Origin of the sequence: Sphingomonas telluris, assembly GCF_022568775.1 — a bacterium.
GTDB lineage: Bacteria > Pseudomonadota > Alphaproteobacteria > Sphingomonadales > Sphingomonadaceae > Sphingomicrobium > Sphingomicrobium telluris.
Window position 1 is genome coordinate 1,227,433 of sequence record NZ_JAKZHW010000001.1, and the last position, 23,777, is coordinate 1,251,209.

General features: G+C 63.8%; 25 protein-coding genes. 6 read left to right on the forward strand and 19 right to left on the reverse strand.

Annotated elements, in window-relative coordinates; genetic code table 11:
* Window positions 1-187 precede the first annotated feature (187 nt).
* A complete protein-coding gene (locus LZ016_RS06225; protein WP_241446530.1) occupies window positions 188-478 on the forward strand; it encodes a hypothetical protein in 291 nt (96 codons plus the stop codon).
* Here LZ016_RS06225 and cysQ read toward each other — a convergent pair.
* The 6 genes from cysQ to LZ016_RS06255 form a co-directional block, all read right to left on the reverse strand.
* On the reverse strand, window positions 428-1,255 hold the full coding sequence (cysQ, locus tag LZ016_RS06230; RefSeq protein ID WP_241446531.1) for a 3'(2'),5'-bisphosphate nucleotidase CysQ: 828 nt from the start codon (window positions 1,253-1,255) through the stop codon (window positions 428-430). The two genes, LZ016_RS06225 and cysQ, sit on opposite strands and share 51 nt — an antisense overlap.
* Window positions 1,252-2,031 (reverse strand): SDR family NAD(P)-dependent oxidoreductase, encoded by a 780-nt coding sequence (locus LZ016_RS06235; RefSeq protein ID WP_241446532.1) that lies wholly within the window; start codon window positions 2,029-2,031, stop codon window positions 1,252-1,254. The genes cysQ and LZ016_RS06235 overlap by 4 nt, the downstream gene beginning before the upstream one ends.
* Window positions 2,028-3,905, reverse strand: coding sequence for an acetyl/propionyl/methylcrotonyl-CoA carboxylase subunit alpha (locus LZ016_RS06240; RefSeq protein ID WP_241446533.1), 1,878 nt, complete (start codon window positions 3,903-3,905; stop codon window positions 2,028-2,030). Before LZ016_RS06240 ends, LZ016_RS06235 begins: the two co-directional genes overlap by 4 nt.
* A 152-nt stretch (window positions 3,906-4,057) precedes the next feature.
* Window positions 4,058-5,038, reverse strand: a complete 981-nt coding sequence (bioB, locus tag LZ016_RS06245; protein WP_241447467.1) for a biotin synthase BioB — start codon at window positions 5,036-5,038, stop codon at window positions 4,058-4,060.
* Entirely contained in the window at window positions 5,038-5,496 is a 459-nt protein-coding gene (locus LZ016_RS06250) for a nuclear transport factor 2 family protein (RefSeq protein ID WP_241446535.1), read from the reverse strand. The genes bioB and LZ016_RS06250 overlap by 1 nt, the downstream gene beginning before the upstream one ends.
* A gap of 5 nt (window positions 5,497-5,501) precedes the next feature.
* Window positions 5,502-7,103: a carboxyl transferase domain-containing protein gene (locus LZ016_RS06255; RefSeq protein ID WP_241446537.1), complete on the reverse strand. Its 1,602-nt coding sequence runs from the start codon at window positions 7,101-7,103 to the stop codon at window positions 5,502-5,504.
* Window positions 7,104-7,190: 87 nt separating this feature from the next.
* Between LZ016_RS06255 and LZ016_RS06260 the strand changes: the two genes are divergently transcribed.
* Complete coding sequence (locus tag LZ016_RS06260; RefSeq protein ID WP_241446539.1) at window positions 7,191-9,272, forward strand: M13 family metallopeptidase; 2,082 nt, start codon at window positions 7,191-7,193, stop codon at window positions 9,270-9,272.
* Window positions 9,273-9,362: 90 nt separating this feature from the next.
* Here the strand turns inward: LZ016_RS06260 and LZ016_RS06265 are convergent, their stop codons facing one another.
* The 3 genes from LZ016_RS06265 to LZ016_RS06275 form a co-directional block, all read right to left on the reverse strand.
* The gene (locus tag LZ016_RS06265) at window positions 9,363-11,231 is read right to left on the reverse strand and encodes a calcium-binding protein (protein WP_366512909.1); all 1,869 of its coding nucleotides are present in this window, start codon (window positions 11,229-11,231) and stop codon (window positions 9,363-9,365) included.
* Window positions 11,180-11,566 carry a hypothetical protein gene (locus tag LZ016_RS06270; RefSeq protein ID WP_241446543.1) on the reverse strand — a complete coding sequence of 129 codons (387 nt, stop codon included), beginning with the start codon at window positions 11,564-11,566 and terminating at the stop codon, window positions 11,180-11,182. Before LZ016_RS06270 ends, LZ016_RS06265 begins: the two co-directional genes overlap by 52 nt.
* 302 nt (window positions 11,567-11,868) lie before the next feature.
* On the reverse strand, window positions 11,869-13,020 hold the full coding sequence (locus LZ016_RS06275) for an isovaleryl-CoA dehydrogenase (protein ID WP_241446545.1): 1,152 nt from the start codon (window positions 13,018-13,020) through the stop codon (window positions 11,869-11,871).
* Between the two features lie 107 nt (window positions 13,021-13,127).
* On the opposite strand from LZ016_RS06275, the gene LZ016_RS06280 reads away from it, so the two are divergent.
* Together LZ016_RS06280 and LZ016_RS06285 are read left to right on the forward strand one after the other, a co-directional pair.
* Window positions 13,128-14,321, forward strand: coding sequence for a thiolase family protein (locus LZ016_RS06280; protein WP_241446547.1), 1,194 nt, complete (start codon window positions 13,128-13,130; stop codon window positions 14,319-14,321).
* A gap of 64 nt (window positions 14,322-14,385) precedes the next feature.
* On the forward strand, window positions 14,386-14,838 hold the full coding sequence (locus LZ016_RS06285; protein ID WP_241446549.1) for a hypothetical protein: 453 nt from the start codon (window positions 14,386-14,388) through the stop codon (window positions 14,836-14,838).
* A gap of 41 nt (window positions 14,839-14,879) precedes the next feature.
* On the opposite strand, the gene LZ016_RS06290 is transcribed toward LZ016_RS06285, so the two are convergent.
* The 10 genes from LZ016_RS06290 to LZ016_RS06335 all read right to left on the reverse strand — a co-directional run bounded on the left by LZ016_RS06290 (window position 14,880) and on the right by LZ016_RS06335 (window position 21,948).
* A complete protein-coding gene (locus LZ016_RS06290; protein WP_241446551.1) occupies window positions 14,880-15,515 on the reverse strand; it encodes a hypothetical protein in 636 nt (211 codons plus the stop codon).
* Complete coding sequence (locus LZ016_RS06295; protein ID WP_241446553.1) at window positions 15,512-15,724, reverse strand: helix-turn-helix transcriptional regulator; 213 nt, start codon at window positions 15,722-15,724, stop codon at window positions 15,512-15,514. The genes LZ016_RS06290 and LZ016_RS06295 overlap by 4 nt, the downstream gene beginning before the upstream one ends.
* A gap of 115 nt (window positions 15,725-15,839) precedes the next feature.
* Window positions 15,840-16,406: a lysozyme inhibitor LprI family protein gene (locus tag LZ016_RS06300; protein WP_241446554.1), complete on the reverse strand. Its 567-nt coding sequence runs from the start codon at window positions 16,404-16,406 to the stop codon at window positions 15,840-15,842.
* A 2-nt stretch (window positions 16,407-16,408) separates the two neighbouring features.
* Complete coding sequence (locus tag LZ016_RS06305; RefSeq protein WP_241446555.1) at window positions 16,409-16,870, reverse strand: RidA family protein; 462 nt, start codon at window positions 16,868-16,870, stop codon at window positions 16,409-16,411.
* A gap of 13 nt (window positions 16,871-16,883) precedes the next feature.
* Window positions 16,884-17,363, reverse strand: a complete 480-nt coding sequence (locus LZ016_RS06310; RefSeq protein ID WP_241446556.1) for an SH3 domain-containing protein — start codon at window positions 17,361-17,363, stop codon at window positions 16,884-16,886.
* A complete protein-coding gene (locus LZ016_RS06315; protein ID WP_241446557.1) occupies window positions 17,363-18,769 on the reverse strand; it encodes an NAD(P)H-dependent flavin oxidoreductase in 1,407 nt (468 codons plus the stop codon). Before LZ016_RS06315 ends, LZ016_RS06310 begins: the two co-directional genes overlap by 1 nt.
* A 90-nt stretch (window positions 18,770-18,859) precedes the next feature.
* The gene (locus LZ016_RS06320; RefSeq protein WP_241446558.1) at window positions 18,860-19,447 is read right to left on the reverse strand and encodes a hypothetical protein; all 588 of its coding nucleotides are present in this window, start codon (window positions 19,445-19,447) and stop codon (window positions 18,860-18,862) included.
* Between the two features lie 178 nt (window positions 19,448-19,625).
* Window positions 19,626-20,117 carry a glycine zipper 2TM domain-containing protein gene (locus LZ016_RS06325; protein WP_241446559.1) on the reverse strand — a complete coding sequence of 164 codons (492 nt, stop codon included), beginning with the start codon at window positions 20,115-20,117 and terminating at the stop codon, window positions 19,626-19,628.
* 92 nt (window positions 20,118-20,209) lie between these two features.
* On the reverse strand, window positions 20,210-21,064 hold the full coding sequence (nadC, locus tag LZ016_RS06330) for a carboxylating nicotinate-nucleotide diphosphorylase (protein WP_241446560.1): 855 nt from the start codon (window positions 21,062-21,064) through the stop codon (window positions 20,210-20,212).
* A gap of 32 nt (window positions 21,065-21,096) precedes the next feature.
* Window positions 21,097-21,948 carry a metallophosphoesterase family protein gene (locus LZ016_RS06335; protein ID WP_241446561.1) on the reverse strand — a complete coding sequence of 284 codons (852 nt, stop codon included), beginning with the start codon at window positions 21,946-21,948 and terminating at the stop codon, window positions 21,097-21,099.
* Window positions 21,949-21,998: 50 nt separating this feature from the next.
* Between LZ016_RS06335 and LZ016_RS06340 the strand changes: the two genes are divergently transcribed.
* Together LZ016_RS06340 and LZ016_RS06345 are read left to right on the forward strand one after the other, a co-directional pair.
* A complete protein-coding gene (locus LZ016_RS06340) occupies window positions 21,999-23,069 on the forward strand; it encodes a phosphotransferase family protein (protein WP_241446562.1) in 1,071 nt (356 codons plus the stop codon).
* A gap of 125 nt (window positions 23,070-23,194) precedes the next feature.
* Window positions 23,195-23,776 carry an FxDxF family PEP-CTERM protein gene (locus tag LZ016_RS06345; protein WP_241446563.1) on the forward strand — a complete coding sequence of 194 codons (582 nt, stop codon included), beginning with the start codon at window positions 23,195-23,197 and terminating at the stop codon, window positions 23,774-23,776.
* The last annotated feature ends 1 nt before the right edge of the window (window position 23,777 follow it).

Sequence of the window (23,777 nt, forward strand, 5' to 3'; positions counted from 1 at the left end):
AATTGCCTTCGAACTCGGTCGTGTACGCGTCCATCGAACACCTAGTTTCAAAACGGTACCGAGCAACAACGTTGTTAGTCGGCATTCCGGACCAAAGTCAGCCCAAAACTGAGTCCGAAACGGATCAATCCGCAACGCGCGCGCAATAGCTGGTGCATAATCAGGGCGTTGCGGGGGAATTCGCGAAGTGAACGCGTCGAACAAGGCCGTGCCGTGGGAGGCGCGCGCAGAATGGCTATCGGAACTGGGCCGAGCGATCGATGAGGCGCAGTGGCTCGCCTGGCGCATCGGCGTCGTCGAAGGCCGCAACGCGCAGGCGCTAGAGCTCTACGTTCAGCTGGAGATGCTCCGCGCCGAGCTTGATGCCATTCGCAACCAGGACTTCCGAAATCTTGCCCGGACGCCGAGCACGGCCTTTCCGCCGGGCTCAGACCCCCTGCGGAAGATCACCCCCACCCGAGAAGGGCTCGAGGAATGAACCGATCGCGGGTGCCTGCCAGCCAGCCGTTGCGACGAAGCCGCGGTTGAGGAAGGCGCGCTTGCCGTAAGCGAGCGGGCCGCCGTCCGGGCCGTCGACGCGTCCGCCGGCGGCCAGAAGCACCGCGTGGCCTGCCGCAGTGTCCCATTCGCTCGTCGGAGAGAGGCGTGGATAGATGTCCGCACGCCCTTCGGCGACGATGCAGAACTTCAATGACGAGCCGATCGCCACGTAGCCGCAATCCTTCGCCGCTTCGCAAAGATAATCCGCGGTCGGCTGGTTGAAGTGCGACTTGGACGCGACTGCGACGAGCTGCTCGCCGGGTTCGCGCGTCTGGATGGGCTGGCGGCCACTGACATCTTCGAGCCAGGCGCCCTCGCCTACAAGCCCGCCGTGGAGACGCTCCGTCGCCGGCGCATAGACCGCGCCCAAGAGCGGCGCCCCCTCGACGATCAGGCCGATGTTCACGGTGTAATCGTCGCCGCCGCGAACGAACTCCTTCGTCCCGTCGAGCGGATCGACGAGGAAGTAGGTGTCGCCGTGCGCGGGTATGCGGCCGGCCGCGACCTCTTCTTCCGCAATCACCGGGATGCCGGGGGCGTAACGCGCCAGCGCCGCAAGGATCACCCGCTCCGCTGCGCGATCGGCCTCCGTGACGGGCGAGCTGTCCTGCTTATGCTCGACTTCGAAGCCGCGGCGGACGACCTCGAGGATCGCCTCGCCCGCCTCGCGTGCCGTTTCCGCAATCTGGTCGAGAAGCCTGGCGTAATCGGTCAACGGGGCGCCATGCGGATGCCGCCGTCGAGCCGGATGGATTCCGCGTTCAGATATGGGGTCTCGACGATAAAGGCCGCCAGGTCCGCATATTCCTCGGCCTTGCCGAGGCGCTTCGGGAACGGCACCTGCGCGCCGAGTGCCTCCTGCACGTTCGGCGGCATCATCGCGACCATCGGCGTCTTGAACACGCCGGGAAGGATGGTGTTCACGCGGATACCGTCGTTCATCAGGTCGCGCGCAATCGGCAGCGCCATGGCCAGCACGCCGCCCTTCGACGCCGAATAGGCCGCCTGCCCAATCTGCCCGTCCTCAGCCGCGACCGATGCGGTGTTGATGATGCAGCCACGCTCGCCGTCTTCCAGCGGATCGACGCCGACCATCCCGAACGCCGAGTTGGCGATGCAGCGGAAGCTGCCGATCAGGTTGATCTGGATGGCCAGCTCGAACTGGACCATCGGGTAGAACTTCGGCTCCTTGGTTTCCTTGTCGCGGCCGACCGTCTTGGCGGCATTGGCGACGCCGGCGCAGTTGACGAGCACCCGCTCTTGCCCATGCGCCTCACGTGCCTTTGCGAAGGCGGCGGCGACCTTCTCGTCGCTGGTCACGTCAACCTCGCAGAAGACGCCGCCGATCTCGGCCGCGACCTTCTCGCCCTTTTCGACGTCGCGGTCGAACACGGCGACCTTCGCGCCGCGCTTGGCAAGCTCGCGAGCGGTGGCCTCACCGAGGCCGGAAGCGCCGCCGGTCACGACCGCGGCAATGCCCTGAATCTTCATTTCGTCTCCTTGGGTTCAAGCCGGGCAAGGACCGTGCCCTCACCCACCTGCGCGCCGGCGGTGGCGCTCAATTCCGCGACCGTGCCGTCGAACGGCGCGGTCAGTCCATGCTCCATCTTCATGGCTTCCAGCGTGAGCAAACGTTGCCCCTTGTTAACCATGTCGCCCTGCGAAACTTCGACCGCGGTAACCTTGCCGGGCATTGGCGCGGCAATCACGCCGTCGGCAACGCCATGCCCGCCGACGCTGCCGCGGGCGGCAAGCTCGAACTCGTAGGCACTGCCTTCGTAGAAGACGACAACCCGCTCGTCATCGCGAAAGCCCGACACCGCCGCGAACTCGCCTTCGTCCGTTGACGCGACACGGAACTCGCCGTGACGGCCGAGCGCCACGCCGGTTTGCGCAGGGGCGTTCAACCGGAAGCCGGCCAAGCCGCCGAGCGGCTCCTCTTCCTCGTCAATCGCGAGCGCGACGGCTACCGCGCCACGCCAGATCGCATCGTCGGGTTCGGCGTCGGGCACCAGTTCGTCGAGGTGCCGCTCGATGAAGCCCGTATCGATCTCGCCCGCACCGAATTCCGGCTGCAGAAGCGCGTTGAACAGGAAGCCCGCGTTCGTGCGGACCGGCCAGACTTCGACTTCATCCAGGATGGCCGCAAGTTCGCCGATCGCTTCGGCACGATCGTCCCCGCGTGCAACCAGCTTGGCGATCATCGGGTCGTAGAACGGCGAGATGGCATCACCTTCCTCGACGCCGGTCTCGATGCGACCCTCGTCGCCGAGATCGAAATGGTTGAGCCTGCCGACGCTCGGCAGGAAGCCCTTGGCGGGATCCTCGGCGTAGAGTCGCGCTTCGATCGCCCAGCCGTTGATCGACAGCTCGTCCTGGGTCTTCGGAAGCTTCTCGCCCGATGCGACGCGCAGCTGCCACTCGACCAGGTCCTGCCCGGTAATCTCCTCGGTCACCGGATGCTCGACCTGCAGCCGCGTGTTCATTTCCATGAACCAGATGCGGTCGCCCCTGAGGCCCTCGCTCGCGTCGGCGATGAACTCGATCGTCCCCGCGCCCTCATAGTTCACGGCCTTGGCCGCCTGCACGGCGGCGCCGCAGACGGCCTCACGCGTCGCCTCGTCCATGCCCGGAGCAGGCGCTTCCTCGATCACCTTCTGGTGGCGGCGCTGGAGCGAGCAGTCGCGCTCGAACAAATGGACGACGTTGCCGTGGCTGTCGCCGAACACCTGCACTTCGATGTGGCGCGGCGAGAGGATGTACTTCTCGATCAGCACGCGGTCGTCGCCGAAGCTGCTCGCCGCCTCGCGCTTGCAGCTTTCGAGCGCATCGTCGAACTGCGCGCCTTCATCGACGCGACGCATGCCCTTTCCGCCGCCACCAGCGACCGCCTTGATCAGCACGGGATAGCCGACTGCGTCAGCTTCCTGCTTGAGATGCTGCGGGTCCTGGTTCTCTCCGAGATACCCCGGCGTCACCGGCACGCCGGCGTCGGCCATCAGCTTCTTGGCTGCGTCCTTCAGGCCCATGGCACGGATGCTGTCCGGCTTGGGCCCGACCCAGACCAGGCCGGCGTCGATCACGGCCTGGGCGAAGTTGGCGTTCTCCGAAAGGAAGCCGTAGCCCGGGTGAATCGCCTCAGCGCCGGTGGCGGTCGCCGCCTCGATGATCTTCTCGCCGACCAGATAACTTTCGCGCGCCGGGCTCGGCCCGATGTGCACCGCCTCGTCGGCCATGCGCACGTGCAGCGCCTTCGCGTCGGCATCCGAATAGACCGCGACCGTCCGGATCCCCATCCGCCGCGCGGTGCGGATGATCCGGCAGGCGATCTCGCCGCGATTGGCAATGAGCAGCGAGGTCAGCATGCGCGGAAGTTCGCTAAGTTCACTCCCAAACGCGCGTATCCGGGCGTGCCCGCGTGTGCGCGTACGCGAGCGACGCTTGCAGAATAATCATTCGTCATAATCATCGTCGCGTCGCTTAGCGCAGGCGAGCGGGTGTAGGACAGCATCACCGTCTACTCCGCAGCCACCCGCATCGGCTCTTCCGCAGCCAGCGGCTTGAGCCCCAGCTTCGCGAACAAAGCCGCGTCGCTGTCGTCACCCGCATTCGGCGTAGTCAGCAGCCGGTCACCGGTGAAGATGCTGTTCGCCCCGGCAAGGAAGTACAGCGCCTGCGTGCTCTCCGACATGCTTTCACGGCCGGCCGAGAGGCGAACCATCGACCGTGGCATGGTGATGCGCGCAACTGCGACGGTGCGGACGAACTCGATGTCGTCGATCGGCTTCTCGTCTCCCCACATGTCGCCGAGCACTGTGCCCTTCACCGGCACAAGCGCATTGACCGGCACACTCTCCGGATGGCGCGGGAGCGTCGCGAGGGCGTGGATGAAGCCGACGCGGTCCTCTCGGGTCTCGCCCATGCCGACGATCCCGCCGCAGCACACCGCCATCCCGGCCTTGCGCACTTCCTCCAGCGTATCCAGCCGCTCCTGGAACGTCCGCGTGGAGATTATGTCGCCGTAATGCTCGGGCGAGGTGTCGATGTTGTGGTTGTAATAGTCGAGGCCGGCATCCTTCAACGCCCGCGCCTGATCGCCCGTCAGCATGCCGAGCGTCATGCAGGTCTCGAGACCCATCGCCTTCACTTCGCCGACCATCTGCAGCAGCGCGGGCATGTCGCGCTCCTTCGGCTCTCGCCACGCCGCGCCCATGCAGAAGCGCTGCGACCCATGCGCCTTCGCTTCGCGAGCGGCAGAGATGACGGCCTCGGCGTCCATCAGCCTCTCGGCCTTGAGCCCCGTGTCGGCATGCGCCGACTGCGAGCAATAGCCGCAATCCTCCGGGCAGCCGCCGGTCTTGATCGACAGCAGGGTGCACAGCTGCACCTCGCCAGGCGCGTGGTAATGCCGATGCACGTCCGCCGCGCGGAACACGAGTTCCGTGAACGGAAGGTCGAAAAGCTCCCCGATCTCGGTGCGGGTCCAGTCGGTTCGCATCATTGGCCGAGGCACCCCGTGCTCATGGTGGAGAAGGTGATGTTCATGATTTTCCAAGCGCCGCCCTGGCGAACCATGTCGAAATGATCCGTTCCGCAGCTCACGATCTTGCCGCCGACCTCAATGGTGAAAGGCGCCCAGACCAATGCGACATCGCCATCCACCTCGATCATTGGATTGATGATACGCTCTTTAAACCCATGGCCGGGCCTCATCTTGGAAGCATATTCCGTCCAGCTCCGCGAGCGCCGCGCAGCCGTGCCATCGGGTAGCTTCCCAACCGCGGTGACACGGCCATCGGGATCGACCACCCGTAGCAGCGCTGCGGAGTCCTGCGCTTCCAGTGCGCGGAAGGCTTCGTTGATCGGCGCGAGCACGGAAGCTTCGCTGGAAGCGGGATCGGCGAGCGGCAGACGGTCGGCCGGTTGCAGCGCGAGTGCAAAAGCGAAGATCATCATCGCCATCACATCCTGAACACGCCGAACTGCGGCCGCTCGGGGATCGGCGCGTTCAGGCAGGCCGCGAATGCCAGCCCAAGCACATCGCGCGTTTGCGCCGGATCGATAATACCATCGTCCCACAGGCGCGACGTCGCATGCCAGGGGTTGCCCTGCGCTTCGTAATCGTCGCGGATCGGCTGCTTGAAAGCCTCTGCTTCCTCCGGAGTCCACTTATCCGCATCACGGTGCACGGTTGCGAGCACGCTCGCCGCCTGCTCTCCACCCATGACGCTGATGCGAGAGTTTGGCCAGGTGAACAGGAAGCGCGGCGAGTAAGCTCGCCCGCTCATGCCGTAATTGCCGGCGCCGAAGCTTCCGCCGATCAGGACGGTGATCTTCGGCACGCTCGCGGTGGCGACGGCGGTGACCAGCTTCGCGCCATGCTTGGCAATGCCTTCCGCCTCGTACTTCCCACCGACCATGAAGCCGCTGATGTTCTGCAGAAAAAGGAGCGGCGTGCGGCGCTGGCAGGCGAGCTCGATGAAGTGCGCGCCCTTCACGGCGCTCTCGCTGAACAGGATGCCGTTGTTCGCGAGGATCGCGACCGGCGTGCCCCAGATGTGCGCGAAACCGCAGACGAGCGTCGATCCGTAGAGCGGCTTGAACTCGTGAAACTCGGAGCCGTCGACGATGCGTGCGATCACCTCGTGCACGTCGTATGGAGCGCGGACGTCCTCGGGGATGACGCCGTACAGCTCTTCCGGGTCGTACGCAGGCGGCCGCGGCTCGCGCAGCTCGATGCCCGCGCCAGTCTCCGGCTGCAGCGTCGAAACGATGTCGCGGACGATGGTCAGCGCATGCTCGTCATTCTCGGCGAGATGATCGACCACGCCCGACTTGCGCGCATGGAGGTCGCCGCCGCCCAGATCCTCGGCGCTGATCTCCTCGCCCGTCGCCGCCTTCACCAGGGGCGGGCCGCCGAGGAAGATCGTGCCCTGGTTCCGCACGATGACGCTCTCGTCGCTCATCGCCGGGACATACGCGCCGCCGGCGGTGCAGCTGCCCATCACGCACGCGATCTGGGCAATGCCCTTCGAGCTCATCTGCGCCTGGTTGAAGAAGATGCGGCCGAAATGTTCGCGGTCCGGGAAGACCTCCGCCTGGTGCGGCAGGTTCGCACCGCCGCTGTCGACCAGATAGATGCACGGCAACCGGTTCTCGAGCGCGATCTCCTGCGCGCGGAGGTGCTTCTTCACCGTCAGCGGATAGTAGGTTCCGCCCTTCACGGTAGCGTCGTTGCAGACGATCATCGCCTGCCTGCCCGACACGCGGCCGATGCCGGCGATGATGCCCGCGCCGGGAACCTCGTGATGATACATCTCGAACGCAGCGAGCTGGCCGATCTCGAGAAACGGCGACCCCGGATCGAGCAGGCGTTCGACCCGGTCGCGCGGAAGCAACTTGCCGCGCTCGACGTGGCGCTGGCGGTGCTTCTCGGGGCCGCCGCGCGCCGCCTCCGCAACATCCGCACGCAGCTTCTGAACAAGCGAGGCGTTATGGTCGCGGCGAGCGCGGAATTCTTCGCTTTCGGTGCTGATGCCCGTCTGCAACCTGGGTGCGCTCATGCCCTGTATACGTCCGTTGGTCGAAATAGCCCTGCGCTCGACTAGCTGCTGCGGCAGCGCTTGGCAAAACCCCACGAAAGGCCTCGAATGAACCGCTCCAAGTTGCTTATCGTCGCGTCTGCGTTCGCTCTCTCGCTGAGCGCCTGTCAGCAAGCCGGAACGAGCTCCGAACAGGGCGCGCAGGCGCAAGGCAGCGAGCTGGGCATCGTCCCCGCATCGATGGACACGTCGGTGAAGCCGGGCGACGACTTCAACGCCTACGCGAACGGGAACTGGATCAAGAACACGCCCATCCCGGAGGACAGGTCGCGGATCGGCGGTTTCACCATCGCCGACCTGCAGCGCGAGAAGCAGACGCGCGAGCTGCTCGACGGAATCCTGAAGTCGAACCCGGCGGCGGGAAGCAACGAGGCGAAGATTGCCAATTACTACAATGCGTTCCTGAACACGGATGCGATCGACAAGGCGGGACTGAACCCCGCGAAAGCCGACTTGGATGCCATCGCGCGGATCGCCGACAAGAAGCAGCTGAGCGCCGCGCTCGGTGGCGCGCTGCGCGCCGACACAGACCCGCTCAACGCGACCAATTTCAAGACCGAGAACCTGTTCGGCATCTTCGTCACGCAAGGCCTCAACACGCCGGGCGAGACCCTGCCCTATTTGATGCAGGGCGGCATCGGTCTTCCGGAGCGCGAATATTACCTTTCGGGCGATGCCAAGATGGCCGACCTGCGGACCAAGTACCGCGCCTACGTCCAGCAGATCCTGACTCTCGCCAACTATCCTGATCCGCAAGGCTCGGCTCAGCGGATCATCGACCTCGAGACCAAGATCGCCCGTGCGCATGCCACCCGCGAACAGTCGGAGGACTTCTCGCAGGGCGCTAAGGTCTGGACCCGAGCGGAGCTCGAAAAGAATGCTCCAGGCCTCGACTGGAGCGCTCTCCTGAGCGCAGCGCAGCTCGGCAGCGTGCAGAAGTTCCAGGCCTTCCACTCGACCGCCATTCCGCAGCTCGCCGCGCTCGTCGGGTCGGAGCCCATCCAGGCGTGGAAGGACTGGCTGGCGTTCCACACGCTGAACCAGGAGGCGACGGTCCTTCCGAAGCCGTTCCGCGATGCGAGCTTCGCCTTCAACGGTACTGCCCTTCAGGGCACGCCCAAGGAGCGCGCTCGCGACCAGCTCGCGATGAACGCCGTTAGCGCTGACCTGAAGGACGCGGTCGGCAAGGCCTATGTCGACAAATACTTCCCCGCCTCCGCCAAGGCCGAGGTCCAGAAGATGGTCGACGGCATCAAGTCCGCCTTCGCGACCCGCGTGAAGTCGATCGACTGGATGGCGCCCTCGACCAAGGAAGAAGCGCTCAAGAAGGTCGAAACGATCGTCGTCGGCGTCGGCTATCCTGACCAGTGGCGCGACTATTCGTCGGTGGACATCGGCAACGACGCTTACGCCAACCTGAAGAACGCGCGCCTGTTCGAATACCGCCACCAGATCGCGAAGATCGGCAAACCGATGGACCGCAAGGAATGGTGGATGCCGCCGCAGCTCGTGAACGCGGTGAACCTGCCGGTGCAGAACGCGCTGAATTTCCCCGCAGCGATCCTCGTGAGGCCCTTCTTCGATCCGAAGGCCGACGCCGCCTACAATTACGGCGGCATCGGCGCGACGATCGGCCACGAGATCAGCCACAGCTTCGACAATAATGGAGCCTTGTTCGATTCCGCCGGGCGCCTGCGCAACTGGTGGACCCCGGCGGACTTCAAGCGCTTCCAGGAGGCGGGCGACGCACTCGCTAAGCAGTACGACGCCTATGAGGCGCTTCCGGGCCTGCACATCAACGGCAAGCTGACGCTGGGCGAGAATATCGCCGACGTCGCCGGTCTCGCCGCTGCCTATGACGCGTACAAGGCGTCGCTCGGCGGCAAGGAAGCGCCTGTCATCAAAGGCTTCACCGGCGATCAGCGCTTCTTCATCGCCTACGCGCAGTCATGGGCGACCAAGCAGCGCGATGAGCTCCTGCGCCAGCGGATCGCGACGGACGGCCATGCCCCCGGCAACTTCCGCGCGCTGACGGTCCGCAATCTCGACGCCTGGTACCCGGCGTTCAATGTGCAGCAGGGCCAAAAGCTCTACCTCGCCCCCGACAAGCGCGTCAGGGTTTGGGGGTAAGTGCTTAGAGTCCTCGGCAGCTTTCGACCCAAAGCTGCCACTAGCCCAGTCGCGGAACCCGATCCCGCGTTCCGGATTCACAAGGGAGCTTCAGAGAATGAAGTCTGCTCCGCTCAGCAATTGGACGCCGTCGAGCAGGACCAGGAAGTCGGCGATGCCGTCGCCGTTGGTATCGCCGTAAACGTACGTGAAGCTAGCTGACTGCACGGTCCGAAGCTCGCCGGCGATATTGTGGAATGATTGGTTGCCGATAAACGTGAAGCTCTGATTGCCCGCGATCAACGTGTTCGCATCCATCTGGTCGAGGCCAATGCGATCGCCTTCTGCATGGCTGAAGTCATGAATGCGCTCGGCGGTGGCCGCAGTGAAGCCGCCAAACTGTCCAGCGCCGAACGCAAACTCATCGGCACCTGAACCGCCCCATAGCTGGTCGGTGCCCTTTGCTCCGTAAAGCTTATCGTTTCCCGCGCCGCCTTGGAGCGTGTTTGCGCCGCTATTGCCGGCGATGACATTATCGAGACTGTTGCCGGTTGCAGTGATCGCGGAGGAGCCCACGAGCCGCAAGGTCTCAACGTTTTCGCCGAGCGAGTAGCTGATCGAACTGTAAACCGTATCGCTGCCGGAACTCGCATTCTCGACTACCTGGTCGCCGGCGTTGTCCACATAGTACGTATCGTTGCCGGCACCGCCGCCCATCTTGTCAGCACCGGCGCGCCCGTCGAGTACGTTGGCGCCGGAGTTTCCCACCAGCAGGTTATTCAAATTATTGCCGGTACCATCGACGTTGCTCCCGCCAGTCAGCCGCAGGTTTTCAACGAAATCCCCCAGTGCGTAAGTAACAGAGCTATTCACGCTGTCGTTACCCGACGAAGCCACTTCGACGATCTGATCACCAGCGGCATCGACGTAATAAATATCGTTGCCGGCGCCTCCTCGCAGAACGTCGGCACCCGAGCCGCCATCGAGTGTATCTGCACCGAGGCCGCCATCGAATACGTTTGCGCCAGAATTCCCGGTCAGCTTATTGTCGAGCTCGTTGCCGGTGCCGTTGATCGAGCTCGATCCGAGCAACTGAAGGCTTTCGACGTTCGCACCGAGCGTATAGCTCGCCGAGCTGTATACCTTGTCGTTCCCAGACTCCGGTGCTTCGATCACTTGATCAAATGCATTGCCGACGTAGTACACATCGTCGCCAACTCCGCCCTCCATCGCGTCACCGCCACTGCCGCCGTCGAGCGTATCGTTACCCTCGCCCCCAGATAACGCGTCGTTTCCGTCGCCTCCATTGAGAACGTCGGAGCCCGGACCGCCATCCAGCGTGTCGTTGCCACCATTTCCCTGAAGAGAGTCGTTGCCACCCCAGCCTGTGAGGGCGTTGGCACCCCGATTTCCAATGAAAGTGTTGTCTAGACTGTTGCCGACGGCATCGACGTCAGCGGTTCCCACCAGCGAAATGTTCTCAACTTCAGAACTAGTGGGGTAGAGATTATAGCTAACGGATGAGATGATGGTGTCCGTACCTTGGTTCGCGTATTCCGTGACGTCGTCGGATAGGTCGTCGACGATGAATGTGTCGTCGCCTTCGCCACCCAACATCTGATCCCCAAGGGTGCCTCCATCGATATAGTCGTCTCCTTCATACCCCAGCAGGAGATCACTGCCCTCGGCACCATAAATATGGTCGTCGCCCGCCATCCCGTGAATCAGGTCGTTTGCGGCACCTCCAGTCAGGGTGTCGGCAAAGAGGCTACCAACCAGACCTTCGATATTGATGAGAGTATCAGTTCCGTGACCGGTATCCTGAGGGCCGTTCACGGCAAGCGAAACGTGAACGCCGTTTGGTGAGAAGACGTAGGAAGCGTAATCAACCGCATCTCCGCCATCGATGATGTCGTCCCCGGCGAATCCTACGAGATAGTCGTAATAGTCACCGCCGTTGATATGGTCATTGCCCGACAGGACTTCCCGGACAGGCCGAGCATATCGTCGGCAACCACGTAGTCGTTGAAGTGAGAAACTGACAGGGACGCATCGCTCGCCGTGAACACCATAGAGTGGCCGACTTCATAGACAATGCCCGTAATCGTTCCAGACGACGGAGTGTTACTACCAGACGAATAAGTGAAACTTCCTGTGATCGTCAGGTCTTCGTCGGTAAGGTCGTTTCTTATATGAAAGGTGCTCGCTGTATGCGTCACCACGGTTGCGCCGTCGAAGAGATCCGCAAGAGATCCATACGCGAGCAGATCGAACATATCCAGATCCTGATCTGCACCAGTAACAATAATCGCCATCTATCCCCCAGTACTTTCACGCCCACAATGCTTCTAACAATTGTAATAGCCGCGAGCTCATTCCTTGAAATTATGGTCGGACGCTAGCGATTTTTTCGGGCGTGGCAACGAGGCGATGGGCGCGGACTTCTCGACGATAAAGCCCGGCCATTTCGCCCGGTGGGCTAATGTCAGCTTTCCACCCATTCCTACCACTCGCCCGTCAAGACTGTGCCGCTGATCGGGCCGGCGCGGCACTGCGCGCGGTTAGGCGCGCGATGAAGCGCCGAAGAAGCGGCAAAGTGGCCGCGACTTCTTCGACTTCAGACCCCGATAAGCTCCCGGCCGATGAGCATCCGGCGGATCTCGTTCGTGCCTGCGCCGATGTCGAGCAGCTTCGCGTCGCGATAGTACCGCTCGACCGGCCAATCCTTGGTGTAGCCGGCCCCGCCAAGCGCCTGCACCGCCTCGTTGGCGACCTTCACGGCGTTCTCCGACGCCAGAAGGATTGCGCCTGCCGCGTCATGGCGCGTCGTCTTGCCCGCGTCGCACGCCTTCGCGACCTGGTACACGTAAGCGCGCGCTGAGTTCAGCGCGACGTACATGTCGGCGATCTTGGCCTGCATCAGCTGGAAGGTGCCGATCGGCTTTCCGAACTGCTTTCGATCACGGACGTAGGGAATGACGACGTCGAGGCATGCTTGCATGATGCCGATCTGCATGCCGGCAAGCACGGTCCGCTCGTAATCAAGGCCGCTCATCAGCACTTCGACGCCCTTGTTCTCTTCGCCCAAGATGTTCTCGGGCGGAACGAAGCAGTCGTCGAACACCAGCTCAGCGGTCGGCGAACCGCGAATGCCGAGCTTGTCGACCTTCTGGCCGATCGAGAAGCCGTCCATGCCCTTCTCGATCATGAAGGCGGTAATGCCGCGGCTGCCCTCGCCCGTCTTGGCGTAGACGACCAGCGTGTCGGCTTCCGACCCGTTGGTGATCCAGAACTTGGTGCCGTTGAGTCGGTAGCCGTTGCCGACCTTCTCGGCCTTCAGCTTCATGCCGACGACGTCGCTCCCCGCGCCCGCCTCGCTCATCGCAAGCGCGCCGACATGCTCACCGCTGATGAGCTTGGGCAGATATTTCTGCTTCTGCTCCGGGTTCGCCCAGCGGCGGATCTGGTTGACGCACAGGTTCGAGTGCGCGCCGTAGCTGAGGCCGACGGACGCCGAAGCCCGTGCGACTTCCTCCTGCGCGACGACATGCTCGAGATAGCCGAGCCCAAGGCCGCCATCTTCTTCGTCGACCGTGATCCCGTGAAGGCCGAGCTCGCCCATCTGCGGCCAGAGGTGGCGCGGGAATTCGTCCTTCTCGTCGATCTCCGCGGCGATCGGCGCGATCTTGTCCGCAGCGAAGCGCTGCGTGGTTTCACGGATTGTGTCGGCCATCTCGCCGAGCTGAAAATCAAAAGGCGCGTCGGACATGTGAAGCCTCTCCAGTTGGCCGCGCGCCTAGCACCCGGATTGCCGTTTGAACAAGCAAGCCAGCAGTCTTATGTGCACTGCAACAATCCGACTCCGGAGCAATTTCGATGGCCACCACCGCTGAAGATCCCACCGTCATCCTGTCGATCGCCCGCACCCCGATGGGCTCGATGCAGGGCGCACTCGCCGACGTTTCCGCGACCGATCTCGGCGCGACCGCCGTCAAGGCAGCCGTCGAGCGCGCCGGAGTGAGCGGCGAAGACATCGACCGCATCTACATGGGCTGCGTGCTTCCGGCCGGTCTCGGCCAGGCCCCGGCCCGCCAGGCCGCAATCAAGGCCGGCCTGCCGAAGTCCGTCCAGGCGACCACGGTCAACAAGGTCTGCGGCTCCGGCATGCAGACGGTTATCATGGGCGACGAAGCCATCCGCACCGGCAACGCCGACGTGATCGTCGCGGGCGGCATGGAGTCGATGACCAACGCTCCGTATTTGCTGAAGAAGCACCGTTCGGGTGCCCGCATCGGCCATGACACGGCCTACGACCACATGTTCCTCGACGGACTCGAGGATGCCTATGAGGAAGGCCGTGCGATGGGCAGCTTCGCCCAGTGCACCGCCGACGAATATCAGCTGACCCGTGAATCGATGGATCAATATGCCATCGAGAGCCTCAGCCGCGCCAAGGCGGCCATCGACAACGGCGGCTTCAAGGACGAAATCGTCCCCGTCACCATCAAGAGCCGCGCGGGCGAGACCGTCGTCGACACCGACGAGGCGCCGGGCCGTGGCCGCCCGGACAAGATCCCGCAGCTGAAGCCGGCCTTTTCGAAGGAAGGCACGATCACTGCAGCGACCAGCTCGTCCATCTCTGACGGCGCCGCCGCAGTAGTCCTGACCCGCGAGTCCGTCGCGAGCGCCAAGGGACTCGATCCGGTCGCGCGCATCGTGGCCACCGCCGCGCATGCGCAGGAGCCCGCGCAGTTCACGGTCGCCCCGATCGGCGCCATCGACAAGGTGCTCAAGAAGGCCGGCTGGAGCGTCAGCGACGTCGACTTGTGGGAAGTGAACGAGGCTTTTGCATGCGTCGCCATGTTCGCGATGAAGGACCTCGGCATTCCGCACGAGAAGATCAACGTTCACGGCGGCGCAACCGCGCTCGGTCACCCGATCGGCGCCAGCGGGACGCGCATTCTCGTGACGCTCGTCAACGCGCTGAAGGGCAGGGGCCTGAAGCGCGGCGTCGCTTCGCTCTGCATCGGCGGCGGCGAGGCCACGGCGGTCGCGGTCGAGCTCGTCTAAGAACGAGTCGCTGGCGAAACGATCAGGTGGTATGAGGCTCTCCCTCTCAAGGGGAGAAAAGCCCATGCGCCTCATCATCTGCCTTACGGCTGCGGCCGCGCTTTGCGCCTGCTCGCAGAAGAGTGAAGAGCCTGCCGCGGACGCCAACGTCGCCGAAGCGAACCTGGCCGATGCGAATGCCGTCGACGCCAATGCCGCGATGGCAACGCCGGCAGCGTTCCAGCTGAACGAGACCACGTGGACCTTCAGGGACAAAGACGGCCAGGCCGTTCATGAATCGATCGACGCAAGCGGTAACTACATCGCCAACGCGGGCGAGAAGCATATCGATCACGGCACAAGCGTGATGAAGGATGGCAAGGCCTGCTTCACCAGCGCGATGGATAAGTCTGGCGAGGTCTGCTGGACGACCCAGCCGGTCGAGATCGGCCAGTCGATGGATACGACCAGCGACAAGGGCGAGAAGCTAAAGGTGACTCGCGTCGCCTACGTCCCGATGTCGATGCCGAAGTCGTGAATGTGACGGCGTCGCCTCGGCCGGAGGCGACGCCGCACTCTTCAGCGGATCAGCATGCCCTTCCGGGCAATGACGACGAAGCACACGACGAGCAGCAGCAAGGGCAGCGCCGCCACGAAGGCGATCGGGCTGATCCACGGGCCGTAGCCGAGGTGCGCTAGGGCCGCCCACAGGCCTCCTCCTAGCAAGATGACGTAAAAGGACCAGGCGGACGCTTCGAGGCTAATCTGCCGAGTCAGCTCGTCATATTTCCTGGCACTGATGGTGCCGACGAAGAGCACGCCGGCAAGGCATGCGCCAGCGACGATCAGGGCGAGCTGGGTGCCGATCAGTCCTCCGGCCATTGCCAGCGCCAGCAGGAATCCGCCGATTAACAGGCAGCACAGCGCGCTTAGCCACAGCTTCGGCCCCTCTTCGCGAATCTCCTCGGCATCCTCCACGTTGAGGAACTTCGCGCCTGCTTTCGGCGATGCGAGCCCTAGCGCGACGATCAGCCCGATCAGCACGTAAGTCAGGCCAGACACGATTGCGATCATGACGCCAGGATCCTTGAGATCCATGTGCGGCTCGCCGACGAAAGCGAGGAAAAGCCCCGTTCCGGCAGCGCCGACAACGGCTCCCGCCAGCATGCGCCAGAGCATCACGCGCATTTTATCCTTCTCGGCCGTCACGCTCATTTTGAATCCTCCGCGGTCCAGTGATCGATGAACAGCTGGTCGACCGGCACGGCGAAAAGCTTGGCCATGCGCAGTGCCAGCGGGAGGCTCGGATCATATTTGTCGGTCTCAACCGCGTTGATCGTCTGCCGCGAGACGCCGAGGCGGCGGGCTAGCTCGCCCTGGCTCCACCCCATGCCTTCGCGGTTGGCCTTGACCCGATTCTCCATGCGCGGATCATCTGTAAAGAGTTCTGGACAGTCAAGAGCTCTTTACAGGGGCCTCTTTCTTCCCGGCGCAGGGAAGGCATTCCGGTTGAGTTCCGCGCCGCGGGGAATCTCCGCTTCATTCGTACAGCGGACTTCCGGGCAGGTCGTAGATCTTGCTCCACCAGAAGCTCATGCCTTCGAGTTCCCGCGCGCGATGCGCCGCATGATCGGGCAGGCAGATGCCGATTTCCAGCGAATGCATGGTCCCGCCTTCGGATAAGGCAGCCTGCATCTCGCAGTCTGCCCTGTTCCAATCGTCCCAATGCCGTTCGCTTTCCTCGAACCGCTGAACCATCGGTCCAGCCTCCCCGAACTTCGCATCGATGGTCTTTGCGCTCAGCAGCCACGCCCTCAACTTTGCAAGCCGATCTTCCCACGCGTACCGCGAAAAGTAAGCGCAATCGTTGAGGTCGTGCTGGCTCATGGTTCCGTGCTCGGATTCGCACTTCAGGTAGACGGCTCTGACGCAGGGCTCCGAGTGGTCCGGCGGTGTGCTCTCTGCACGCTGGAGGCACTGCGAGAGGACAAGCTTCGCGCTCGCTTCGGCGCTCGCTTGTTCCGCCCACGGATCGGGTCGAGGTGCCGCTGCGACGCTCGATCCGCAGGCGAGTACCAGGAACGCGCACCACACGATCTTCGACACGCCTACTGCCCCTTCGCTGGTCCCGCGTAAGCAAGGCATTCGAGTTCGAGCCCAGCCCCTAGCGCAAGCCCGTTGGCCCCGAAGGCGCTGCGTGCCGGAAGCTTCCCGGCAGGGAAGTAGGGCACGTACACAGCATTGAACGCGGGCCAGTTCTTCATGTCGGCGATCATCACCGTGCACTTGAAGACGTCGCCCCAGCCGAGCCCCCTCGCCTTCAACGCGGCGCCGACATTTTCCATGGTCTGCTTGGCCTGGCCCTCGAACGTGTCCGGCAGCTTGCTGTCAGGACCAATGCCGATCTGTCCGGAGAGATAGAGGACGTCTCCGACGCGCACGGCCGTCGAGAACGGAGCTGGGCGGCCATTCAATGCGGGAGCGGGAAAATATTCGACTGCGGGCCGCTGGGGCTGAGCATTCGCGGCCGCTGCACTCAGCAGCACAGCCATGCCAATCGCATATTTCATTCGCGCCTCCCTCTTAGTCGATGACTTCGCCTTCGCTGACGCCCCAGATTTCGGACGTGTGGATATAGCCTTCGCGCTTCCCGATCTCGATGCGGCACCAATTATTGCGGCAATGATCGATGCGGCCGACCACCCCCACTTCCGCACGATAACGGACCGGGCTGCTTTCGTCGGGCTTGGAGTAAAGAGGCCGCGGATCGCCCTGCTTGACGATCGCCGTGCGGCGGTCGCTCAGCAACGAGACGAGCATCCAGCCGCGGGTCCCTTCCGGGTCCTCGATCAGCCGCCAATTCGGATAGGTCTTCACGACGCGGATCGGCAGGTCGCGCCGCTTGTAGAGCCAGGTGCCGGGGTAATTTCGCCCGGGTCCGGTGCGCATCATCGCTTCACCCGACGCGATCGACGCCCAATATGGCGGCTTCTTCTCCTGCGCGGCGGCCGGTGCGGCCACTGCAAGAACCAGGAACGCTGTAACGACCCCCCGCTTCAGCATCAGGCGCCTGTCAGGATGCGGTCCACCAGCTGCTTCACCGTCGGAATGAAGCCGTTGGAATAGAAAGGATCAGACTTGAAGCGGAAAGCGGCATGGCCAGCGAACATCAGATTGTTCTCGACCGGACCACCGTGCGCGATGTCCTGAAGCGTCTTCTGGATGCAGAAGCTGCGCGGGTCGGCGAGGCGACCCGTTGAGTTCTTCTCATTGTCCGCCCAGGACGAGAAGGCGCACTGGCTAAGGCAGCCCATGCACTCCGCCTGGTCGTGGCGGATGGTGTTCTTCTCTTCCGTGTTGACGAAGATGAGCGTCTCGTCCGGAGTCTTCAGCGCTTCGGTGTAGCCCGCCGCGAACCATTCCCGCGCGTGCTGCAAATCGCCCTTGGTGACCCAGTATCCGCGCTTCTTGCCGACACCGACGTCGAGCTCAAAATGGTGATCGCCGAGCGGCTCCTTGGTGAAGGCAACCTGGCGGTGCGACCGCGCTTCCAGCTCGCGCAGGAAGGGGTTGCGGACTGCCGACGAATAAAAGCCCGTCGGCGAGAAGCGGTGCAGCAGCACGTCGCCCTCTTCGAGCGTCAGGAGCCGCGCTTTCCACTCGGGCGGGATCGGGCTTTCCTGGGTCAGCAGCGGTCGCGTTCCGAACTGGAAGACGATCTGCCCGAGCTCCGGATTGTCGATCCAGTTTTCCCACTCATCAAGGCGCCAGACGCCGCCGGCCATGACGATCGGGACGGTGTCTGCAATGCCGTTCTCACGCATGGTCGCGCGAAGCGCCGCAACACGCGGATAGGGGTCCTGCGGTGCGCGCGGATCCTCGGCGTTGGACAGGCCATTGTGACCGCCCGCCAGCCACGGATCCTCATAGACCACCGCCGCAAGCCATTCCGCCGCCTTGTGATAGGCGCGCTTCCACAGGGCGCTGAACGCGCGCGCGGAGCTGATGATAGGCAGGTAGTTCACGCCATACGAAGCGGCGATCTCGCTGAGCTTGTAGGGCATGCCGGCGCCGCAGGTGACACCGGTGACGAGTCCCTTGGTGCGCTCGAGGACGCCATGCAGCACGCGCTGCGCGCCCCCCATTTCCCACAGGACATTGATGTTGATGGCGCCGCGTCCGGACGCCATCTCGTAAGCGCGCTGGACCTGGGCCACGGCCCCGTCGATGGCGTACTGGATCAGCTCTTCATGCCGCTCTCGGCGCGTCATTCCGTTGTAGATTTGCGGGATGATCCGGCCTTCCGGATCGTAGCTGTCCGCATTCACTGCAGAGACGGTTCCGATGCCGCCGGCAGCCGCCCAGGCGCCGGAGCTTGCGTGGTTCGTGGCGCTGACGCCCTTGCCGCCTTCGACCAGCGGCCAGACTTCGCGGCCGCCGTAGAGGATGGGCTGCAGCCCCTTGAACAACTTCAGTCTCCCTGTGGGTTTGCGACCATATAGGGCCGTATCGCCCTCTATGCGCGTAAAAAGTGAATCCGGCTTGGGCGGTTCCCAAGGCTAGCAATGATGGGCGAGCCCGTAGCCGATCAATCCGCCCGTGACAGCCCCCACGACGGCGCCGGTGGTGCCATCCGAATGTCCGTAATAGCCGTGGTATCCAGAGTTGCGGTCGATGCCGTAACCGATAGCCGCGCCGACAGCGCTTCCCGCGACTGCACCTGCAGCGCCGCCGTCACAGTGGTGGTGATAGTAGTGGCCGTAATAGCCACCGTAATAGCCACCGTAATAGCCACCGTAATAGGGATAGCCGTAGCCGCGGTAATACGAGCCGCCGTAGTAGCCGTAGGGCACGGCGTAGGCTCGGCCGTAATAAGGTCCGCCATATCCGCCGTAATAGGGCGTGCCGTAATACGGCCCACCGTAATAGCCGTACCCCGGTGCGACGACGACACGCCCACCCGAATATCCGTACCCGTAATGGCCGTGATAGCCGCTATGGCCGCCGTGCCAGCCGCCGCCGTGGCCCCCATGCCATCCGCCGCCATGGCCCCAGCCGCCACCATGACCGCCGTGACCGCCGCGCGCGGCCGCTGGCGATACAATCAATGACGTCGCTGCGAGTGCGATAAAGATCCTGGAGATCATCGAACCGGTCCTGTCAGGGCGGCGGCCGAAACGCGACTCGTCGAGCCGTCAGAAGGTCGCTCTCTGCTCTTCTCATTCCGCTTCGTGAACTCGGATTATTACGGACCCGGCCCGATGAAAAACGGGCCGGAGATCGCTCCCCGGCCCGCCCACTTTAACACTGTCGGAAGGGCTTCGCTTAGCAGCTGCCCTTGGCGACCTGGCTGCCGACGACTGCGCCGAGCGCGCCGCCGATCAATGCGCCGGCCGTGCCGTTGCCGGAGCGATAGCCGTAGCGGTTGGTGCTGGTCGCGACCTGCGAGCCGACCACGGCGCCGAGAGCGCCGCCGACGAGCGCGCCCGCCGTGCCGTTCCCGCAGCGGTAGTTGCCGCCGTAGTAGCGCGAACCGTAATAGGGCGAGCCGTAGCCGCTGCCGTAGTACGGCGTGCCGTACGAGCCGGAGTATCCACCGCCGTAGTAGGGCGACGCATACCCGCCGTAATAGCGCGAGCCGTAATACGGGTTCGCATAGCTGCGGGTCGTCACATAGCGCGTGGTGGGCACGTAGCGGACGGTGCGGACCGTCTGGACGCTGCGGCCATGCTTCCAACCATGGTCCTTGGCCGACGCTGCCGTCGGCCCCACGACCAGGGATGCTCCCGAAGCGGCAAGCAAGGCAGTCTTCAACATCGAATTACTCGTCGATCAACGCGGGCCACTAAGGGCCAGTCGAGGAGTTAAGTATTGGATTGCAACTGACAACGCACTGAATGCGCCGTTCATCAAACAATCGGGTGAAGCGAATAATCCAGGCCGATGTCGACGGCCGGCGCGGACTGCGTAATCCGGCCGACGGAAATGTAGTTCACGCCCGTCTCAGCGATGGCGCGGATCGTGTCGAGATTGACACCACCCGAGGCTTCGAGCGGCACTCTTCCGCCGACAACTGCGACAGCCTCGCGCAGCACCGGCGGCGGCATGTTGTCGAGCAGCAGGCGATCGGCCCCGGCTCCGAGGGCCGGCTCGATCTGCTCCACGCGATCGACCTCGACCTGCACCGGCAGGCCCGTGTTCGCGGCCTTCGCCGCCCTCACCGCCTCGGCAACGCCCCCTGCCACGGCGACGTGATTGTCCTTGATCAGCAGCCCGTCATCCAGCCGCATACGGTGGTTCTCGGCGCCGCCCATCCGCGCCGCATATTTCTCCAGGCTGCGCAGACCAGGGATGGTCTTGCGTGTGTCGAGCAGGGTCGCCCCGGTTCCGGCAATCCGGTCCACGTATTGACGCGTCAGAGTGGCGATGCCTGACAGATGCTGGAGCGTGTTGAGCGCGGACCGCTCAGCGGACAGCATCGCGCGCGCATTTCCTTCTAGCCGCATGATCACCGTACCGGCGTCAATGGCATCCCCATCGGCGACGAGCTCATCGATACGCACATCGGGGTCGAGCGCGCGGAAGAAGGCGGCGGCGATGTCGAGACCGCCAACAACGATCGGCTGCCGGCAATTCATTTCCGCCGTGAAGCGAGCCTTCTCGGCAATCGTCGCCTTGGACGTAACATCGCCACCCGAACCGAGATCCTCGGCGAGGACGCGGCGAACGAAATCCTGAACGTCGAACTGGGGATCGATGGGCATGCGCCGGCTCTAAGCGAGGGCGGGATGCACCGCTAGTGCGCGGGCTGGTCGAGCTCTTTTTCCGCGCCAACTACTCGCCACTGCTCGTCCTCCCGCTCGTAGCGCTGGGACGTCTGCGGTTCGAATCTGTCGCCCGTCCACGCCTGCAGCGTGATCGTGACCAAGTCGCCGGCAATCTCGATGCGATTGAAGCTCTGCTTTTCATCCCGCAGGCGAATGGACGTCGCGGTTCCGGCCTGGACGACCAGCGCTGGACCAGCGCGCGTGACGAGATCGCGGGCACTATGCGTGGATGCGGTGTGATGGTGACCGGCGAGCAGCATGTCGACACCCGCATCCGCCACGGCATCCAGCGCCAGCTCGTGACGGCCGACCGCGCTCTTCACCTCGCCCGTATCGCCGACCGGAAGCGCGAACAAGGGATGGTGCGTCACCAGGATTCGGATCGAATTGGGATCGCTGCGCTCGAACGAGCGGCGGATGAACTCCATTTGCTCGTGACTGATCCGGCCCTCGCTGAACGTGAGCGACCGGGCGGTGTTGATGCCTAGGAGCGAAACGCCCTTCAGCTCGTGATAGGGACAGAGGGTCTCATCGATGAAGCGCTTGTACCGGGTCAGCGGCGACAGAAACCGCCGCAGGACATCGTAAAGCGGCACGTCGTGGTTGCCCGGCACCGCGAGCACGTCGTGCCCAGCATCGCGCAGGCGCTCGAGGAACTTGCACGCCTCTTCGAACTGCTCGGTCCGAGCGCGCTGCGTGAAGTCTCCGCTGATGACGACGAGGTCGGGTTTTTCCTCATCGACCTGCCGTTCCAACGCCTCGACGACCACCGGGTCGTGCGCGCCGAAATGCAGGTCGGACAGATGAAGCAGGCGAGCCATGGAACAGCAACGCGCTGGCAGCGCCACGGTTCACTGCTAAACGGTCGCAGATGGACCGCACCGAAGCGAACACGGGCACACGCGAAGTCAGCGGGCCGCTGCGCTTCGACGAAGGCGCGCTGGAGCGCTGGCTGCAGGACCATGTCGACAGCTTCCGCGGACCGGCCAGCGTCAGCCAGTTCAAGGGCGGCCAGTCCAATCCGACTTATCGCGTCGACACGCCCGAAGCGTCCTACGTCCTTCGCCGCAAGCCGCCGGGCAAGATTCTGCCTGGAGCCCACGCGATCGACCGCGAGTATCGTGTGCTCGCCGCGCTCGGCGCACAGGGCTTTCCGGTGCCTCGTGTCTACACGCTCTGCGAGGACGAGAGCGTCATCGGCACCGCGTTCTATGTGATGGACATGGTGCCCGGCCGCATCGTCTGGGAAGCCGAGTTTCCCGGCCTCTCGCGCGAGCAGCGCGCGGCCCACTTCGACGCGATGAACGCCACCATCGCGCGACTGCACAGCTACGATCCCGAAGCAATCGGCGTCGGCGAGTACGGCAAGGCTTTGGGGTTCGTGGAACGCCAGGTCGCGCGCTGGTCCAAGCAGTATCTCACCGACACCGACGGCGGCCGCGTACCGGCCATGGACCGGCTCGTGGACTGGCTTGGCACGAACCTGCCTGCCGACAGTGGAGAGTCGCGCGTCATCCACGGCGACTTCCGCTGCGACAACATGATCTTCGACGCGGAGGGGCCTGAAGTGCGGGCCGTCCTCGACTGGGAGCTCTCGACGCTCGGCGATCCGGTCGCCGACTTCACCTATCACCTGCTCATGTACCGGATGCCCGGAGGCCCCAACTTCAGCGGACTGGCCGGTCAGGACCTCACCGCGCTGGGCATCCCCTCGGAAGACGAATATGTCGCCGCCTACTGCCGCCGCACCGGCCGCGATCACCTGCCGCACAAGGATTATCTGGTCGTCTTCTGTCTGTTCCGGCTCGCGGCGATTCTCCACGGCATCAAGGGTCGGCTCGTTCGCGGCAACGCTTCGTCCGCTCACGCCGCGCAGATGATCGAGCGCCTTGAACCGTTGGCGGAACTAGCGTGGTCGGAAGCACAGGCCGCGAGGCTGTAGCGACCTGTGTCAGAACGACACGGTCAAAAAACAATCAACAACGGTGGGAACGCAAGTTCTTAACGGGAATTAACCACCTCGCGCGGAGCCTCTCCTGGTCTTCGCGTCTCACGGTGGGAGAAGTTATGCGTAAAGCAGTGCTTGCGCTGCTTGGTGTCGCTACGCTTGCAATAGCGTCTGGGGCTCAAGCAGAGATTACGATCGAGGATCCGACGACCGTCCTGACGGCCCCGATCGACGAAACGCCGGGCGGCAACAGCTTCACCTTCGGGTACAGCGATTCCGGACTGACCGACCCGTTCACCGAAACGCTGACGTTCATGAACACGCTGGCGGGCATTTACAGCTTCCACGTCGGCTCGAGCACGTCGATCGACGGAGGCCCGAACGATGTCGACTTCAGCAGCATCCTGCTGACGGGAACCGGCATCACCGATCCGGTCTCGATCCCGCAGAACTTCAGCTCGACGATGGACAACGACCTGATCGAGAACTTCGATCTCGCCGGCCTGAACCTCGGCGTCGGCACCTTTACGCTGACCATCCAGGGCAGCACGGGCGTCAACGGTTCGTTCGGCGGCAACGTCTCCTTCGTGCAGGCAGCGGTTCCGGAACCGTCGACCTGGGCGATGATGCTGGTCGGCTTCGGCGCCATCGGCTTCGCGATGCGCCGCCGTCGTGGCGGGCAGGCTCTCGCGACGGCCTAGT